Genomic DNA, 15819 nt, shown 5'->3' with positions numbered 1-15819 from the left:
TCGCTCCTGTCGTGGCGTGGATCATGGCGCGGAGGCTAACGCATCCGCGGGCCGGGTGGAAAGCATCGGCTGGCAGATGGGGCGGCGCCCGGGCCGGCTCAAGCCACGGGAAGCTGGATGATGAAGCGGGCGCCGGTGACGCGGCCCTCGGCGTCGCGGCGGTTCTCGGCGGCGATGCGGCCGCGCAGACCTTCGACGATCTGACGGCTGATCGAGAGGCCGAGGCCGGAATGCTTGCCGAAATGCTCGCCGCTCGGGCGCTCGGAGTAGAAGCGCTCGAAGATGCCCTCGAGCTTGGCCTCGGGGATGCCGGGCCCCTCGTCCTCGACCACCACCTCGACCATGGCGCCGGTCGGGCGGGCGCGGACCCAGACGCGGCCCTCCGTCGGGCTGAAAGAGAGGGCGTTGCCGAGCAGGTTACGCATCACCTGCACCAGCCTTCCCTCGACGCCGCGCACCACCAGCGGGCCGGCGGGGGCCTCCAGCACCACCTCCGGGTCGTCCTCGTCGCGCGTGGCGTTGTGCAGCTCGGCCAGGGTCGAGAGGATGGGGGCGATGTCGACCGGGACGGCGACGGTGCGCGACAGCTCCGCATCGACGCGGGAGCTGTCGGAGATGTCGGCGATCAGCCGGTCCATCCGCACCGCATCCTCGGCGATGATGGCGAGCAGGCGGCGCTGCTGGTCCGGGTTCTCGATGCGCCGCAGCGTCTCGATGGCGGAGCGCACGCTGGTCAGCGGGTTGCGCAGCTCGTGCGCCACGTCGGCGGCGAAGCGCTCGTTGGTGTCGATGCGGGCCCAGAGGGCGCGGGCGGCGGATTGCAGGTCGCGCGCCAGGATGCCGATCTCGTCCTCGCGGGCCAGCACGGCGGGGGGCACGCTGCCGCCGCGGCCCTCGCCCTGGCGCATGGCGGCCGCGGCGCCGGCGAGCTGCATGATCGGGCTGGCCAGGGTCTGCGCCAGGTAGAGCGAGAGCAGCACCGTCAGGATCAGCGCGATGACGAAGATGCCGAGCACGCTCGCCCTGATCTCGAACAGGCGCTGGTCGACCTCGCGCGCCTCCCGCGTCAGCAGGACGATGCCGACGGACTGGTTGCCGCGCCGCGCCGGCTCCGCCACCGAGACCAGCAGGCGGCCATCGGCGGTGCGGCGGATATAGGGGGTGACGCCGCCCTCGAGGGCGAGGCGCAGCTCCTCCCGCCGGTCGGGGCCGAGATTGGGCTGCCAGTCGAAGGAGGGGGCATCGGGCGCGATGTCGACCGCGACGTCGGACTGGCCGTCGCGCGGCACCAGGCGCAGCAGCTTGTCGTAGAGGCCGGCGATGGTGGTGGAGAAGGCGCCGCGCGGCTCGGGCGGCGGCAGCGGCTCCGTCACCACCGCGCCGCCGGAGCCCTCGCGCACCAGGCTGTCGGCGACGACGAGGCCGGTATTGTCGAAGAGCCGCGCCTGGGTGTTGGGCGATGGCTCCACCAGGCGGCGGAGCAGCGGGCGGACGGCGTCCGGCACCAGCACCGCGCGGTCGTCCTGCACGCGGGTGCCGGCCTCGGCGATGGCGCCGGCATAGATGCGGGCCTGGGTGCGCAGCGCCTCCACCTCGGCGGCGAGCAGGCCGTTCTGGTACTGGTCGAGATAGAGCAGGGCGGCGGCCAGCAGCGCCGGCGGCAGCACGTTCAGCAGCAGGATCCGCCGCAGCAGGGGCGAGACCCAGCGCTTCCGCCGGGGCGGGCCTGGGGCAAGCTGCTGGTCCTGGAGGACGCCGACATCGGGCATGGGGCCATCCTACAGCGATTTGGGGCGGGAGAGGGGCATGGAACAGCGCATCCACACCATGGAGGTTGCGACGCGGGGGCGGGGCCTCGCCGAGGTCACCGGGCCGGTGCGGCGCTGGGTGGCGGGGCAGGGCCTCGGCACCGGGCTGCTGACGGTCTGGTGCCGGCACACCTCGGCCTCGCTGATCGTCCAGGAGAACGCGTCGCCGGAAGTACGGGAGGATCTGGAGGCCTTCCTCGCCCGGCTGGTGCCGGATGGCGGCGACGGGCGCTACCGGCACGAGGAGGAAGGGCCGGACGACATGCCGGCGCATATCCGCGCGGCGCTGACGCAGACCCAGCTCTCCATCCCCGTTGCCGCGGGGGCGCCGGTGCTCGGCACCTGGCAGGGCATCTTCCTCTACGAGCACCGCACGCGGCCGCACCGGCGGGAGCTGGTGCTGCACCTCCTGGGAGAGGCCTGACGGACCGGCGAGGCGCGGCCCCGATGGAACCGGACATGCTGCTCCGGCGCTGCCCTCCGGTCACATGCGGTACCGTGAACCGGCGCCGCCAGAGGGAACGAGCGATGCACAGAATGCCTCACCACGGGCCGAAGCCGGCCGCGGCCCTGCGCCTGGCGGGGGCCGCGATCCTGGGCCTCGGCCTGATGGCCACCGCCCAGGCCCAATCCCAGGGCGGCCAGGGCCAGACCACCCAGACGCCGCCGAGCCTGGCGCCGAGCCAGCAGCCCGGCAGCACGGAAGCGCCGGTGGTCGGGCGGCTGCGGACGGTGGAGCAGGCGCTGCATCAGTCCCAGGGCGAGGTGTCGGGCGGCGCGCAGCCGAACTTCCTGCAGGCGCGCAGCACGGTGGATGCCGGGCTGAAGACGGTGCGCGAGGTGCCGCAGCAGGTCCAGGGGCAGCAGGCCTGGCGCGACGCGCAGCAGAAGCTCGAGCAGGTGCAGCAGGCCCTGCAGGGCGAGCGCCCCGACCAGCAGCAGGTGGCGACCCGCCTCGGCGAGGCCGCCACGGCGGTCGGCGCGCTGGCCACCCGCATGGGCTCCGGCGCCGAGGCGGGCGGCGACCAGGCCCGCACCGGCTCCGGCCGGTAAGGCTCAGCCCAGGCGGATGGACGGCGGGCCGGGCGCCACCTCGCCGATGAGCGCGGCGGCGGCGCCCAGCCTGCGAAGCTCCGCCAGGCAGGGCGCGACGGCGGCCTCGGGCAGGCCGGCGAGGAAGCCGCCGGCGGTCTGAGGATCGAGCAGGGCGGCCGGCGGGCTCTCGACGAGGCCCGCGACGGCCGCCTCGTTGCCCGCATGCAGCGTGCTGCGGATGCCCCTCTCCAGCGCCTCCCGCACGCCGGGGAGGAGGGGGATCGCCGCCGCGTCCAGCCGGGCGGCGCAGCGGCTGGCGCGCAGCATTTCCGCCAAGTGGCCGAGCAGGCCGAAGCCCGTCACATCCGTGCAGGCCGTGGCGCCATGGGCGGCGAGCGCCGCGGCGACCGGCCCGCCGGGCTGCTGCATGGCGGCGACCGCGCCCTCCAGCCACGCCGCCCGCGCCTCGCCCCGCATGGCGGCGGCGAGGATCACCCCCGTGCCGAGCGGCTTGGTCAGCACCAGCCGGTCGCCGGGGCGGAGGCCGCCCTTGCGCAGCAGCCGCGCTGCCTCGGCCGCGCCGGTGACGGCGAAGCCGAGCGCCACCTCCGCCCCCTCGCCGCTATGGCCGCCGAGGAGGCGGGCGCCCGCCTCCTCCAGCACCTCCTGCGCGCCGCGGAGCATGGCGTGGAGGTCCTCTTCCAGCCAGGCGGCGGGGGCATGGGGCAGGGTGACCAGGGCCAGCGCCGAGAGCGGCCGTGCGCCCATCGCATGGATGTCGCCCAGCGCATGGTTGGCGGCGATGCGGCCGAAGAGATGCAGGTCGGTGAGGAAGGCGCGGAACTGGTCGACGCTCTGCACCAGCAGCGCGCCGGGCGGCGGGTGGAGCAGGGCGGCATCGTCCAGCGGCTCCGGCCCCGCCGTGAGGCCGAGGCGGCCGAGGGCGGCGGCGAGCACCGGCGCGGCCAGCTTGCCGCCGCAGCCGGCGCAGCGCATCGGCGCGGGCTGCGGCGCGGGCGGCATGGCGGGGAGGGCGGCGAAGCGGGCGACCCAGTCGCGGTCGATGCGCTGCTTCCAGCGCCAGGCCCAGCGCCCCGCAAGGGCGAGGCGGCCGCGCAGCGCGATCGCCTCGCCATCCGCCGTGCCGATCAGGGCGAGGGCGTGGCGCTGCGGGCGGTATGGGCGCGGCGCCTGGCCCGCCATCAGCCGGCGCATGGCATCGGCCAGGGCGGGGCCCTGGCGGACGGCATAGACCCCGGCCTTCTGCCGCGGATCGGCTTGCAGCGCGGCGATGTCGCCGGCGGCGAAGACCTCGCGGTGGGAGAGGGAGCGGAGCGTCTCGTCCACGGCGATGAAGCCCTGCGGGTCGAGCGCCAGGCCGGTCTCGCGCAGCCAGGCCGGGGCGGCGGCCCCCGTGGTCCAGAGGGCGAGGTCGCAAGGGATGCGGCGGCCATCGGCGAGCAGCAGCGCATCCGGCGCCGCCCCCGCCACCGGGGCGCCGGGGAGGAGGGCAATGCGGCGCTTCGCCAGGGCGCGGCGGACGACCCAGCGGGCCAGCGGCCCCGATTGGGGCAGGAGCTGCTGGCCGGGGAGGAGGGTGACCTCCGCCTCCGGGCCGAGCCGGCGGCGGAGCGAGAAGGCGAGCTCCACCCCCGCCGCGCCGCCGCCGACCACGGCGGCGCGGGCGGCCGGCAGGGCCGCCGCGACGCGCGCCTCGAGGCTGGCGATGGGGCGGACGGGCAGCAGCGGCCCCTCGCCCGGCGGCAGCGGCCGGGCGACGGAGCCGATGTCGACCGAGAGCCAGTCGTAGCGGAGCGGCGGGTGCCGGTCGCAGAGCAGGCGGCGGGCGGCGGGCCGCAGGCCGGTGGCGCGGTCCAGGATCAGCCGGGCACCGGCGGCGAGCGCGAGGCGCGGCAACTCGACGACGCATTCCTCCGGCGCGTAGAGCCCGGCGACCAGGCCCGGCACCATGCCCGAATAGACCGGCGCCGGCTCGTCGGCGACCAGGGTGACGCGGAGCCCGGGGATGGGCCGCATGGCGAGCGAGCGCAGCAGGCCGAGATGGGCATGGCCGCCGCCGACCAGCAGCAGTTCGCGGCCCTCGGCGGCGGGCGTCTCGGCGAGGTCTCGCGGCATCGGCAGACGCTAGAGCAAACCCCCGCGCAGTGGAATCACCCGAGCGACCCGCCTGCCCGCGGCATGGGCGACCGCGGCCGCCCGATAATTCCGGACTGGTGACGTTAAGAGAAGCTGGTTGACGCTTACGTCAAGCGCGCGGCATGATTGGGGCGACCGGAAAAATCCGGCAATTCTGGAGGAAACGGGAACGGTGACTACGACCCGATACCGGATGGGGATGGCGGGCGGTGCGGCACTGGCCGCGCTGCTCGGGGCGCAGGCGGCGCAGGCCGCCGGCTACGAGGTGCGTGAGCAGAGCGCCGTGGCGCAGGGCAACTCGCTGGCCGGCGCCGCGGCGCGCGGCGACGACCCCTCGATGATGCATTTCAACCCGGCCGCGCTCGGCTGGCTCGACGGCACGCAGGTCGTCGCCGTCGGCAGCGGCATCTTCCCGAGCGCCGAGGCGCGCTCCGGCACGGCCAGCCGGGCCGCGGTGCTGGGCGGCAGCGTGATCGGCGGCTCGCTCGGCGGGGATGCGGGGGTGGATGCCTTCGTGCCCGCCTTCTACGCCAGCACGGCGCTCAGCGACCAGTGGCGGCTCGGCGTCGCCGTCACCTCGCCCTGGGGCCTCGTGACCAAGTATCCGGAGGACTATATCGGCCGCTACCACGCGCTGACCTCCTCGCTGCGCACGATCAACATCGCCCCGACGCTGGCCTGGCGGCCGCTGCCCAACCTCAGCATCGGCGTCGGCCTGCAGATCCAGTATGCGACGGCGCGGCTGTCCAACGCGGTCGACTTCGGCGCGGTCGGCGCGCTCAACCCAGCGCTCTTCGCCGCCGGCTTCCGCCCGGGCGGCTTCGACGGCCGGGCCAGCATCTCGGGCGACTCGACGGATGTCGGCTGGCAGATCGGCGCGCAGTGGGAGCCGGTGGCCGGCACGCGGCTCGGCCTGTCCTTCCGCTCGGCCGTCTTCCAGCGGCTCGAGGGGGATGCCAGCTTCCAGGGCGTGCCGGGCCCGCTGGCGCGCTCGCCGAACTTCCAGAACACCCGCGCCAGCGCCAAGCTGACGACGCCGGAGGTGCTGAACCTCGGCGTGACGCAGCGCATCGATTCCCGCTGGACGGTGATGGCCGGCGCGGAGTGGACGAACTGGTCGCGCTTCCGCGACCTCACCATCGGGTTCGCCAATGGCCGCGCGCCGTCGGTCACCGAGGAGCGGTGGCGCGACAGCGTCTTCCTCTCCGCCGGCGCCGAATACCGGGCGACGGAGACGGTGACGCTGCGCACCGGCGTCGCCTGGGACCAGTCGCCGGTGCCGAACAGCACGCGCACGCCGCGCATCCCCGATACCGACCGCTACTGGCTCTCGGCCGGCGCGACCTGGCAGGCGCTGCCGAACCTCGCGCTGACCGCCGCCTACACGCATATCTTCGTCGGCGACACGACGGTGGACCTGCGCGACCGCGGCCCGGCCGACACCAACTTCCTGCGCGGCAACCTGCGGGCGACCTATGGCGCCTCGGTCGACATCGTCGCCGTGCAGGCCCGGTTCACCTTCTGACGGAGCGCGAGGCGTGAGCATGGCCACCCATCCCTGGACGGCGGCCTACCCCGCGGGCATCGCCTGGGACCGGGAGATCCCGCCGGAGACCCTGCCGGCGGTCCTGGAGCATGCCGTGCGCCGCTTCGGCAACCGCCCGGCGCTCGAGTTCCTCGGCCGGCGCTGGAGCTATGCCGAGCTCGGCGCCATGGTCGACCGGGCGGCGGAGGGGCTCAGGCGCCTCGGCGCCGGGCCGGGGCGGCGGGTCGGGCTGCACCTGCCCAACTCGCCCTTCTTCGTCGTCGCCTATTTCGCGGCGCTGAAGGCGGGCGCCACCGTCACCAGCTTCAGCCCGCTGCATGTCGAGGAGGAGATGGCGGCGCAGGCCGTCGACGCCGATTGCCGCCTGCTCGTCACCCTCGACCTCGACCCGCTGCTGCCGCGCGCCATGGCGCTGCTGGAGCGGCCGGACGTGCCGGTGGAGCGCCTGGTCGTCGCCCGCTTCGCCGATGCGCTGCCCTGGGCCAAGGGCGTCGCCTTCCGCCTGCTGAAGGCGCGGCGCGGCGCCGCCGCCCCGGCCGACGACGTGCGCATCACGCCCTATGAGGACCTGCTGGCCTCGCCGCCGATCGCGCGCGCGCCGGAGCTGCGGCCCGAGGACCTCGCCGTGCTGCAGTACACCGGCGGGACGACGGGCCTGCCGAAGGGCGCCATGCTCACCCACCGCAACCTCACCGCCAACCTGCGGCAGGTGAATGCCTGGTTCACCACCTGCCGCGAGGGCGAGGAGCGGACGCTCGCCGTCATCCCTTTCTTCCATGTCTTCGCCATGACGGTGGCGATGAACGCCGCCATCGCCGGCGGCTTCGAGATCGTGATGCTGCCGCGCTTCGAGTGGACGCTGCTGCGCCGGACGCTGCGCCGCACGCGCCCCACCGTCTTCCCCGGCGTGCCGACGCTGTTCAAGGCGGTGCTCGACCAGGGCGGGACGGCGGAGGAGCTGGGCTCGGTGAAGGCCTGCATCTCCGGCGGCGCGCCGCTGCCGGCGCAGGTCAAGGCGGAGTTCGAGCGGCTGGCCGGCTGCACCCTGGTCGAGGGCTATGGGCTGACCGAGGCGGCGCCGGTCTGCTTCTGCAACCCGCTCGTGGGCGAGAACCGCGCGGGCACCATCGGCCTGCCCCTGCCGGGCGTGGAGGCGGAGATCCGCGCCCTCGACGAGCCCGGCCGCGCGCTGCCGCCCGGCGAGCGCGGCGAGCTCTGCCTGCGCGGGCCGAACGTCATGGCCGGCTACTGGCGGCGGCCGGAGGATACGGCGGCGGTGCTCGGGGCGGACGGCTTCCTCCGCACCGGCGATGTCGGGATCATGGACGGGGAGGGCTACGTCACCCTCGTCGACCGGATCAAGGACCTGATCCTCGTCTCCGGCTTCAACGTCTATCCCCGCGCCATCGAGGAGGCGATCTACCACCACCCGGATGTCGCCGCCGCCACGGTGGTCGGCATGCCGGATGCCTATCGCGGCGAGAGCCCGGCCGCCTTCGTCCAGCCCCGGCCGGGCAGCGGGCTGACCGCGGAGGCGCTGCGCGACTTCCTGAAGGACCGCCTCTCGCCGGTCGAGATGCCGCGGCATATCGAGCTGCGCGAGGAGTTGCCGCGGACCGTGGTAGGGAAGCTCTCGCGGAAGGAGCTGCGCGCGGAGCTGCTCCAGAAGACCGGTGAGGGCTGAATGGACGACGAGGCGCTGCTGACGGTGAACGAGCTGGCCGAGGCGTTGGAGGTCACGCCGCGGACCATCCGCTTCTACGAGCAGAAGGGGCTGATCCAGCCGCGCCGCGCCGGCACCGTGCGCGTCTTCACCCGGCGCGACCGCGCGCGGCTGCTGCTGATCCTGCGCGGCAAGCGCCTCGGCTTCTCGCTGCGCGACATCCGCGAGTACCTCGACCTCTACGACGCCGACCCGATGCAGCGCGAGCAGGTGCGGCTGCTGCTCGGCAAGGTACGGGCGCGCCTCGCAGCCCTCGAGCGGCAGCGCCGCGACCTCGAGCAGGCGACGGCGGAGCTGCGCGACATCGAAAGCCAGGCCGAGGCGGCGCTGGTGCAACACCGGGCCGCCACCGGCCGGAACCTCAGGGACGGAACCACGGGATGACCGATATCGTGATCGCGGCCTATCGCCGCTCGCCCTTCCACTTCGCCCACAAGGGCGCGCTGCAGAAGCTGCGCCCGGACGAGATGGCGGCGCAGGTGGTCCGCGCCCTCGTCGAGCAGACAGGTGTGGACCCGGAGACGATCGAGGATCTCGTCCTCGGCTGCGCCTTCCCCGAGGGCGAGCAGGGGCTGAACGTCGCGCGGTTGGTTGGCTTCCTCGCCGGCCTGCCAGAGGGCGTCGCCGGCGCGACGGTGAACCGCTTCTGCGGCTCCTCCATGCAGTCGGTGCACCAAGCCGCCGGCGCCATCAAGCTCGGCGCGGGCGAGGCCTTCCTCTGCGCCGGCGTCGAGAGCATGAGCCGCGTGCCGATGATGGGCTTCAACCCCATGCCGCATCCGGGCCTCGCCGAGCGCTACCCGCAGGCCTACATGTCGATGGGTGAGACGGCGGAGAATGTCGCGCGCCGCCACCAGGTGACGCGGGCCGACCAGGAGGCCTTCGCCGTCGAGAGCCACAGGCGCGCGGCCGCCGCCCAGGCCGAGGGCAGGCTGTGCGAGGAGATCGCGCCGGTCACGGTCGGCAGCACGACGGTTGCCGAGGATGGCTGCATCCGCGCCGATGCCTCGCCCGAGGGGCTGGCCGCGCTGAAGCCGGCCTTCCGCCAGGACGGCACGGTCACGGCCGGTACCTCCTCCCCGCTCACGGATGGCGCCGCGGCGCTGCTGGTCTGCACGGCGGAGTATGCGAAGCGCCACGGGCTGGAGCCGCTGGCGAAGATCCGCGCCGTGGCCGTCGCCGGCTGCGCGCCGGAGGTGATGGGCATGGGGCCGGTCGGCGCTTCGCAGAAGGCGCTGGCGCGAGCCGGCATCGCCGCGCGCGAGCTCGACGTGGTCGAGCTGAACGAGGCCTTCGCCAGCCAGGCGCTCGCCTGCATGCGCGAGCTCGGCCTCGACGAGGCGAAGGTCAATCTCGACGGCGGGGCGATCGCGCTTGGCCATCCGCTCGGCGCGACGGGTGCGCGCATCGTCGGCAAGGCGGCGCAGCTGCTGCGGCGCGAGGGCGGGCGCTATGCGCTGGCGAGCCAGTGCATCGGCGGCGGCCAGGGCATCGCCACGGTGCTGGAGGCGGTGTGATGGGGACGACGACGGGCGCGCCGATGATCGAGACGGAGGCGCGGGCCATCACGGCGCCGGCCGGCAAGCCAGCGCCGGGCGCCGGGCCGATCCGCAAGGTCGGCGTGATCGGCGCCGGTGTGATGGGCGCCGGCATCGCCGCGCATTGCGCCAATGCCGGCGTGCCGGTGGTGCTGCTCGACATCGTGCCGGGCGGCGCGGCGCGGGCGGTGCAGGCGATGCTGAAGGCGGAGCCGGCGCCCTTCATGCACAAGGGTGCGGCGCGGCTGGTCACGCCGGGCGACCTCGGCAGCCAGGCCACGCTGCTGGCCGATTGCGACTGGATCGTCGAGGCGATCGTCGAGCGGCTGGATGCCAAGCGCGAGCTCTATGCCAGGCTCGATGCGGTGCGGAAGCCGGGCTCGATCCTCTCCTCCAACACCTCCACCATCCCGCTTGCGGCGCTGACCGAGGGGGCGGGCTTCGCGCGTGACTTCCTCATCACCCATTTCTTCAACCCGCCGCGCTACATGCGGCTGCTGGAGGTGGTGCAGGGGCCGGAGACGCGGCCTGACGCCGTGGCCGCCATCACCGCTTTTGCGGACCGCGCGCTGGGCAAGACCGTCATTCCCTGCAAGGACAGGCCGGGCTTCATCGCCAACCGCATCGGCGGTCTGTGGATGCAGAGCGCGATGAACCATGCGGTCGACCTGCGCCTCTCCGTCGAGGAGGCGGATGCGGTGATGGGCCCGCCGCTCGGCATCCCGAAGACGGGCGTCTTCGGTCTGCTCGACCTGGTCGGGCTCGACCTCATGCCGCATGTCGCCGCCAGCATGAAGGCGAGCCTGCCGGCCGAGGATGCCTATGTGCTCGGGCTGCGCGAGCATGCGCTGGTCACCCGGCTGATCGCCGAGGGGCGCACCGGCCGCAAGGGCGGCAAGGGCGGCTTCTACACCCGCGCCAAGGATGCTGAGGGCAACAGCCTGAAGCGCGCCATCGACCTCTGGACCGGCGAGGACCGGGCGAGCGAGAAGCCGGCGCTCGAGAGCCTGGAGGTGGGGCGCAAGGATCTCCGCCGGCTGGTCGAGCACCCCGACCGCGGCGGGCGCTATGCGCGCGCGGTGCTGCTCGACACGCTGGCCTATGCGATCGGCCTGGTGCCGGAGGTGGCGGACACCATCGAGAGCGTCGATGCCGCGATGCGCCTCGGCTACAACTGGCGCTGGGGCCCGTTCGAGCTGGCCGACCGGCTCGGCCCGTCCTGGCTCGCCGCGGTGCTGCGCGAGGCGGGGCGGCCGGTGCCGCCGCTGCTGGAGCGGCTCGGCGAGGGCAGCTTCTACCGCACCGAGGCGGGGCGGCTGCAGGCCTTCGGGCTCGACGGCGCCTACCACGATATCGAGCGGCCGGAGGGCGTGCTGCTGCTGGCCGATGTGAAGCGGCGCTCCCAGCCGCTCGCGCGCAATGGCGGCGCCTCGCTCTGGGATCTCGGGGACGGCGTCGCCTGCCTCGAATTCCACACCAAGATGAACGCGCTCGACCCCGACGTGCTGGGGATGATCGGCAAGGCCGTCGCCATGGGGACGAAGGGCGCCTTCCGCGCCCTGGTGATCCACAACGAGGGCGAGAATTTCTCGGTCGGCGCCAATATCGGCCTTGCCCTCTTCGCCGCGAACATCGCCGCCTGGGGCGAGATCGAGGGCATGGTCGAGCAGGGCCAGAAGGCCATGCGGGCGCTGCGCCAGGCGCCCTTCCCCGTGGTCGGCGCGCCCTCCGGCATGGCGCTCGGCGGCGGCTGCGAGGTGCTGCTGCATTGCGACGCCATCGAGGCCCATGCCGAGACCTATATGGGCCTGGTCGAGGCCGGCGTCGGGCTGGTGCCGGCCTGGGGCGGCTGCACCGCCATGCTGCGCCGCTGGAGCGAGGCGCCGAAGCTGCCGCGCGGCCCGATGCCGCCCGTCGCCAAGGCCTTCGAGATGATCTCGACCGCGCAGGTGGCGAAGTCGGCTTTTGAGGCGCGGGAGATGATGCTGCTCCGCCCCTCGGACGGCATCACCATGAACCGCGACCGGTTGCTGGCCGAGGCGAAGGCGCGGGCGCTCGCCCTGGTCGAGGGCTACAAGCCGCCCGAGCCCAAGCCGCTGCGCCTGCCCGGCGCCTCCGGCCGCGCCGCGCTTGCCATGGCGGTCGAGCAGCAGGCGGCGCTCGGCCGCGCCACGCCGCATGACATCGTTGTCTGCGGCGAGCTCGCCAAGGCGCTCACCGGCGGCCGACGCGACCCGACCGAGGAGACGGCGGAGGAGGAGGTGCTGACGCTCGAGCGGCAATCCTTCATGGCCCTGCTCCGGACGCCTGCCACCCTCGCCCGCGTCGAGCACATGCTCGAGACCGGGCGCCCGCTGCGCAACTGAGGGATACCGAACCATGCCCGCCTATCACGCGCCGCTGCGCGACATGCGCTTCCTGTTCAACGAGCTGGCCGACCCGGCCCGGCTCCGCGCCCTGCCGGGCTGCGAGGAGATGACGCCCGACCTCGTCGACCCGATCCTCGAGGAGGCGGCGAAGCTCTGCGAGGAGGTGCTCTTCCCGCTCAATCGGCCGGGCGACGAGGAGGGCTGCGCCCTAGAGAACGGCGTGGTCCGCACGCCCCGCGGCTTCCCCGAGGCCTATGCCGCCTTCCGCGACGGCGGCTGGGCGGCGCTGGCCTGCGACCCGGACTACGGCGGGCAGGGCCTGCCGAAATCCGTCTCGCTGCTGTTCGAGGAGATGATGTGCTCCGCGAACCTCTCCTTCGGCATGTATCCCGGCCTGTCGCACGGCGCCTATTCCGCGCTGAGCAAGCACGGCACGGATGAGCTGAAGGCGCGCTACCTGCCGAAGCTCGTCTCCGGCGAGTGGACGGGGACGATGTGCCTGACCGAGCCGCAATGCGGCACCGATCTCGGCCTGATCCGCACCCGGGCGGTGCCGCAGGAGGACGGTTCCTACGCCGTCACCGGCAACAAGATCTTCATCTCGGCCGGCGAGCACGACCTGGCGGAGAACATCCTCCACCTGGTCCTCGCCAAGCTGCCGGATGCGCCGGCGGGCACGCGCGGCATCAGCCTCTTCCTCGTGCCGAAATTCCTCCCCGGGGAGGATGGCCGGCCGGGTCCGCGCAACGCCGTCACCTGCACCTCCATCGAGCACAAGATGGGCATCAAGGCCTCGGCGACCTGCGCCATGGCCTTCGACGGCGCCACGGGCTGGCTGGTCGGGCGGCCGCACAAGGGCTTGTCCGCCATGTTCACCATGATGAACGCGGCGCGGCTCTCGGTCGGCGTGCAGGGCCTCGGCCTCGCCGAGGTCAGCTACCAGAACGCCGTCGCCTATGCGAAGGACCGGCTGCAAGGCCGCGCCCTCGGCGGCGCCGCCGCGCCCGACAAGCCGGCCGACCCCATCCTCGTCCATCCGGATGTCCGGCGGATGCTGCTGACCATGCGGGCGCAGATCGAGGGCTGCCGCGCGCTCGCCATGCTGACCGCGGTGGAGCAGGACGTCGCCACCCGCCATCCCGATCCGGCCGAGCGCCAGGCGGCCGACGACTTCGTCCAGCTCATGACGCCGGTGATCAAGGCCTACCTCACCGATATCGGCTGGGAGACGACGGCGACGGGGATGCAGGTGCTGGGCGGCCACGGCTACATCCGCGAATGGGGGATGGAGCAGTACGTCCGTGACGCCCGCATCGCGCAGATCTACGAGGGCACCAACGGCATCCAGGCGCTCGACCTGGTCGGGCGGAAGATGGGCGCGCATGCCGGGCGCTACCTCCGCCGCTTCTTCCACCCCGTCCTCGCCTTCATCGAGGCGAAGTCGGAGGACCCGGCGATGGGCGAGTTCGTCCTGCCGCTCTCCAAGGCCTTCGGCCGGCTGCAGCAGGCGACGGCGGAGCTGGCGCGGCGCGGCCTCTCGGACCCGTTCGAGGCCGGGGCAGGGGCCTCGGACTATCTCCGCCTCTTCGGCCTGACGGCGCTCGCCTATGTCTGGGCGCGGATGGCGGAGGTGGCGCTGGCGAAGCAGGCCGACGACCCGACCGGCTTCTACCGCGCCAAGCTGACCACGGCACGCTTCTTCATGCAGCGGCTGCTGCCGCAGGCGGGGCCGCATTTCCAGGCCGTGCTGGCCGGCGGGGCGGTGCTGCGCGAGATGGAGGACGCGGCCTTCTGAACCGGGCGCCGGCCGCCGTCGCGCTCAGTCCGTCAGCCGCTCGATGCCCGCCGTCTCCACGACGGACCGCCAGCGCGCGACCTCCGCCTGCACATGCGCGGCGAAGCGGCCGGGCGGCCCGCCCTCGGGCCGGGCGCCGAGGTCGAGAAGGCGCTGGCGGACCTCCGGGTCGGCCAGCGCCTCGTTCATCAGGGCGTTCAGGCGCCGCACGACATGCGGCGGCGTGCCGCGCGGCGCCATGAAGCCGAACCAGGGCTCGACGACGACGTCCGGGACGCCGGCCTCGGCGAAGGTCGGAACCTCCGGCAGCGCCGGGTCGCGCTCCCGCCCCGTCACGGCGATGGGCCGGATGCTGCCGGCCCGGGCGGCGGCGACGAGCGTCGGGACATTCTCCAGCATCAGCTGGACCTGGTTGGCCATCAGCGCCTGCAGCGCCGGCGCGCCGCCGCGGAAGGGGATGTGCACGAGCCCGAGGCCGTAGCGCCCGTTCAGCAACTCCGGCGCGAGGTGGTTGGAGGAGCCGAAGCCAGAGGAGCCGTAGTTGACCCGCCCCTTGTTCGCCGCCGCCCATTCCATGAAGCCCCGCAGGTCGCGCGGCGGCAGCGAGGGGTGGATGGCGAGCAGGTTGATGACGCTCGCCGACCAGAAGACGGGGACGAGGTCGCGCTCGATGTCATAGGGCATGCGCGCATAGATCGAGGCGTTGATGGCGCAGTTGCCGACCGTGCAGTTGCCGAGCGTGTAGCCGTCGGGCGCGGCGCGCGCGACGACCTCCATGCCGATATTCCCGTTCGCGCCGGAGCGGTTCTCGACCACCCATTTGTTCGGCAGGTCGCGCGACGCCCGGTCGGCGACGAGGCGGGCCACGAGGTCGGAGGCCCCGCCCGGCGGGAAGGGCTGGATGATCCGCACCGGACGCTCGGGCGTCCAGTCCTGCGCGGCGGCGGGGAGCGCGAGCAGCGCGCAGGCAAGCAGGAGGGCGAGCCGGTGCATCATCATCCTATCCTCTCCGGGGCAGCGGGCTGCCGCACTGGATAGCGGCATCCGCCTGCGCCTCTTGTTGGGCAGGCCATTTGCTTCGACCGGGTGGCTCCACCTGACCGGAATGGGTCCTAGCGCGACGGGGTTGCCGATTGGCTCGGCCGGCGCCGCGGTATCTCCTGGCGCGTCAGCGCGCCGTCCCGGTTCAGGTCCTGCGACCGGAACCAGGCCTCCGATGCCGACCGAAGCTCGTCCGGCGTCACCTTCCCGTCCCGGTCCGCATCCGTGGCGCGGAAGGTGTCGGCGCGATCCCGGGGCGCGCGGGATTCCGACAGGCTCAGGGCGCCGTCGCGGTCCCGGTCCCGGCTGTCCAGGCGCTTCCGCACCCATACCCAGAACTCGTCCGGCGTGACCCGCTGGTCGCGGTCGGCATCCGCTTCCATGGGGTCCCCGCCGAACAGTCCGCCCGGGCTGTCCGGCCCTCCCCAGGGCGATCGCTGGGCCTGCGACGGCACCGGCAGCAGCAGCAGGACTCCCAGGGCGCCTAGGACGCTGAAGCGCATGGCTTCCTTCTCCGACATGACACGGCGTTTCCCGGAACGGCTGGGACGGGCCACGAGCCCTGTCCAGGTGCCGCGACCCGCACCATTCCAGTGTTAGAGGCGCGGCGGTGCCTGGTCAAAGCCCGGCCCGAAGGCGCCTGGAGCGGCCTTCCGGACGAGCTCGTCGGGAAGGCGTGGCTCGGGCGTCGCTTGTCCTGGCTGGGCGTCACGGCGGCGGAGGCGGACAGGAATCGAACCTGCCGCACGCGGTTGGCGTGCCACCGGTTTTGAAGACCGGGAGGGCCACCAGGCCCAGGACGCCTCC

12 protein-coding genes and 1 tRNA gene are annotated in these 15819 nt (G+C 73.6%); 8 read left to right on the top strand and 5 right to left on the bottom strand.

Annotation, left to right across the window (positions count from 1 at the left end):
* Positions 1 to 98: 98 nt before the first annotated feature.
* Entirely contained in the window at positions 99 to 1769 is a 1671-nt protein-coding gene (locus tag AC5JJ1_RS08145) for a stimulus-sensing domain-containing protein (RefSeq protein ID WP_495784608.1), read from the bottom strand.
* A 37-nt stretch (positions 1770 to 1806) separates the two neighbouring features.
* Here AC5JJ1_RS08145 and AC5JJ1_RS08140 point away from each other — a divergent pair, with 37 nt between their 5' ends.
* Both AC5JJ1_RS08140 and AC5JJ1_RS08135 read left to right on the top strand, forming a co-directional pair.
* The gene (locus AC5JJ1_RS08140; protein WP_495784607.1) at positions 1807 to 2232 is read left to right on the top strand and encodes a secondary thiamine-phosphate synthase enzyme YjbQ; all 426 of its coding nucleotides are present in this window, start codon (positions 1807 to 1809) and stop codon (positions 2230 to 2232) included.
* 104 nt (positions 2233 to 2336) lie between these two features.
* On the top strand, positions 2337 to 2861 hold the full coding sequence (locus tag AC5JJ1_RS08135) for a hypothetical protein (RefSeq protein WP_495784606.1): 525 nt from the start codon (positions 2337 to 2339) through the stop codon (positions 2859 to 2861).
* Positions 2862 to 2864: 3 nt separating this feature from the next.
* On the opposite strand, the gene selD is transcribed toward AC5JJ1_RS08135, so the two are convergent.
* Positions 2865 to 4979 carry a selenide, water dikinase SelD gene (gene selD / locus AC5JJ1_RS08130; protein WP_495784605.1) on the bottom strand — a complete coding sequence of 705 codons (2115 nt, stop codon included), beginning with the start codon at positions 4977 to 4979 and terminating at the stop codon, positions 2865 to 2867.
* A gap of 193 nt (positions 4980 to 5172) precedes the next feature.
* On the opposite strand from selD, the gene AC5JJ1_RS08125 reads away from it, so the two are divergent.
* Genes AC5JJ1_RS08125 through AC5JJ1_RS08100 form a run of 6 tightly spaced genes read left to right on the top strand, consistent with a single transcriptional unit; the run spans position 5173 to position 13971 of the window.
* Entirely contained in the window at positions 5173 to 6525 is a 1353-nt protein-coding gene (locus tag AC5JJ1_RS08125) for an OmpP1/FadL family transporter (protein WP_495784604.1), read from the top strand.
* Between the two features lie 19 nt (positions 6526 to 6544).
* Positions 6545 to 8230, top strand: a complete 1686-nt coding sequence (locus AC5JJ1_RS08120; protein WP_495784664.1) for a long-chain-fatty-acid--CoA ligase — start codon at positions 6545 to 6547, stop codon at positions 8228 to 8230.
* A complete protein-coding gene (locus AC5JJ1_RS08115) occupies positions 8231 to 8653 on the top strand; it encodes a MerR family transcriptional regulator (RefSeq protein WP_495784603.1) in 423 nt (140 codons plus the stop codon).
* Entirely contained in the window at positions 8650 to 9786 is a 1137-nt protein-coding gene (locus tag AC5JJ1_RS08110; protein WP_495784602.1) for a thiolase family protein, read from the top strand. Before AC5JJ1_RS08115 ends, AC5JJ1_RS08110 begins: the two co-directional genes overlap by 4 nt.
* Positions 9786 to 12173 (top strand): 3-hydroxyacyl-CoA dehydrogenase/enoyl-CoA hydratase family protein, encoded by a 2388-nt coding sequence (locus tag AC5JJ1_RS08105; RefSeq protein WP_495784601.1) that lies wholly within the window; start codon positions 9786 to 9788, stop codon positions 12171 to 12173. Before AC5JJ1_RS08110 ends, AC5JJ1_RS08105 begins: the two co-directional genes overlap by 1 nt.
* 13 nt (positions 12174 to 12186) lie before the next feature.
* Complete coding sequence (locus AC5JJ1_RS08100; RefSeq protein WP_495784600.1) at positions 12187 to 13971, top strand: acyl-CoA dehydrogenase C-terminal domain-containing protein; 1785 nt, start codon at positions 12187 to 12189, stop codon at positions 13969 to 13971.
* A 24-nt stretch (positions 13972 to 13995) separates the two neighbouring features.
* On the opposite strand, the gene AC5JJ1_RS08095 is transcribed toward AC5JJ1_RS08100, so the two are convergent.
* The 3 genes from AC5JJ1_RS08095 to AC5JJ1_RS08085 form a co-directional block, all read right to left on the bottom strand.
* On the bottom strand, positions 13996 to 14970 hold the full coding sequence (locus AC5JJ1_RS08095; RefSeq protein ID WP_495784599.1) for a Bug family tripartite tricarboxylate transporter substrate binding protein: 975 nt from the start codon (positions 14968 to 14970) through the stop codon (positions 13996 to 13998).
* Between the two features lie 113 nt (positions 14971 to 15083).
* Positions 15084 to 15533, bottom strand: a complete 450-nt coding sequence (locus AC5JJ1_RS08090) for an EF-hand domain-containing protein (protein ID WP_495784598.1) — start codon at positions 15531 to 15533, stop codon at positions 15084 to 15086.
* 196 nt (positions 15534 to 15729) lie between these two features.
* Positions 15730 to 15819 (bottom strand) — tRNA-Sec (locus AC5JJ1_RS08085).

Source organism: Belnapia sp., from assembly GCF_059504005.1.
The sequence above is the reverse complement of the archived record's forward strand: the minus strand, read 5'-3'. Positions and strand labels throughout refer to the sequence as shown.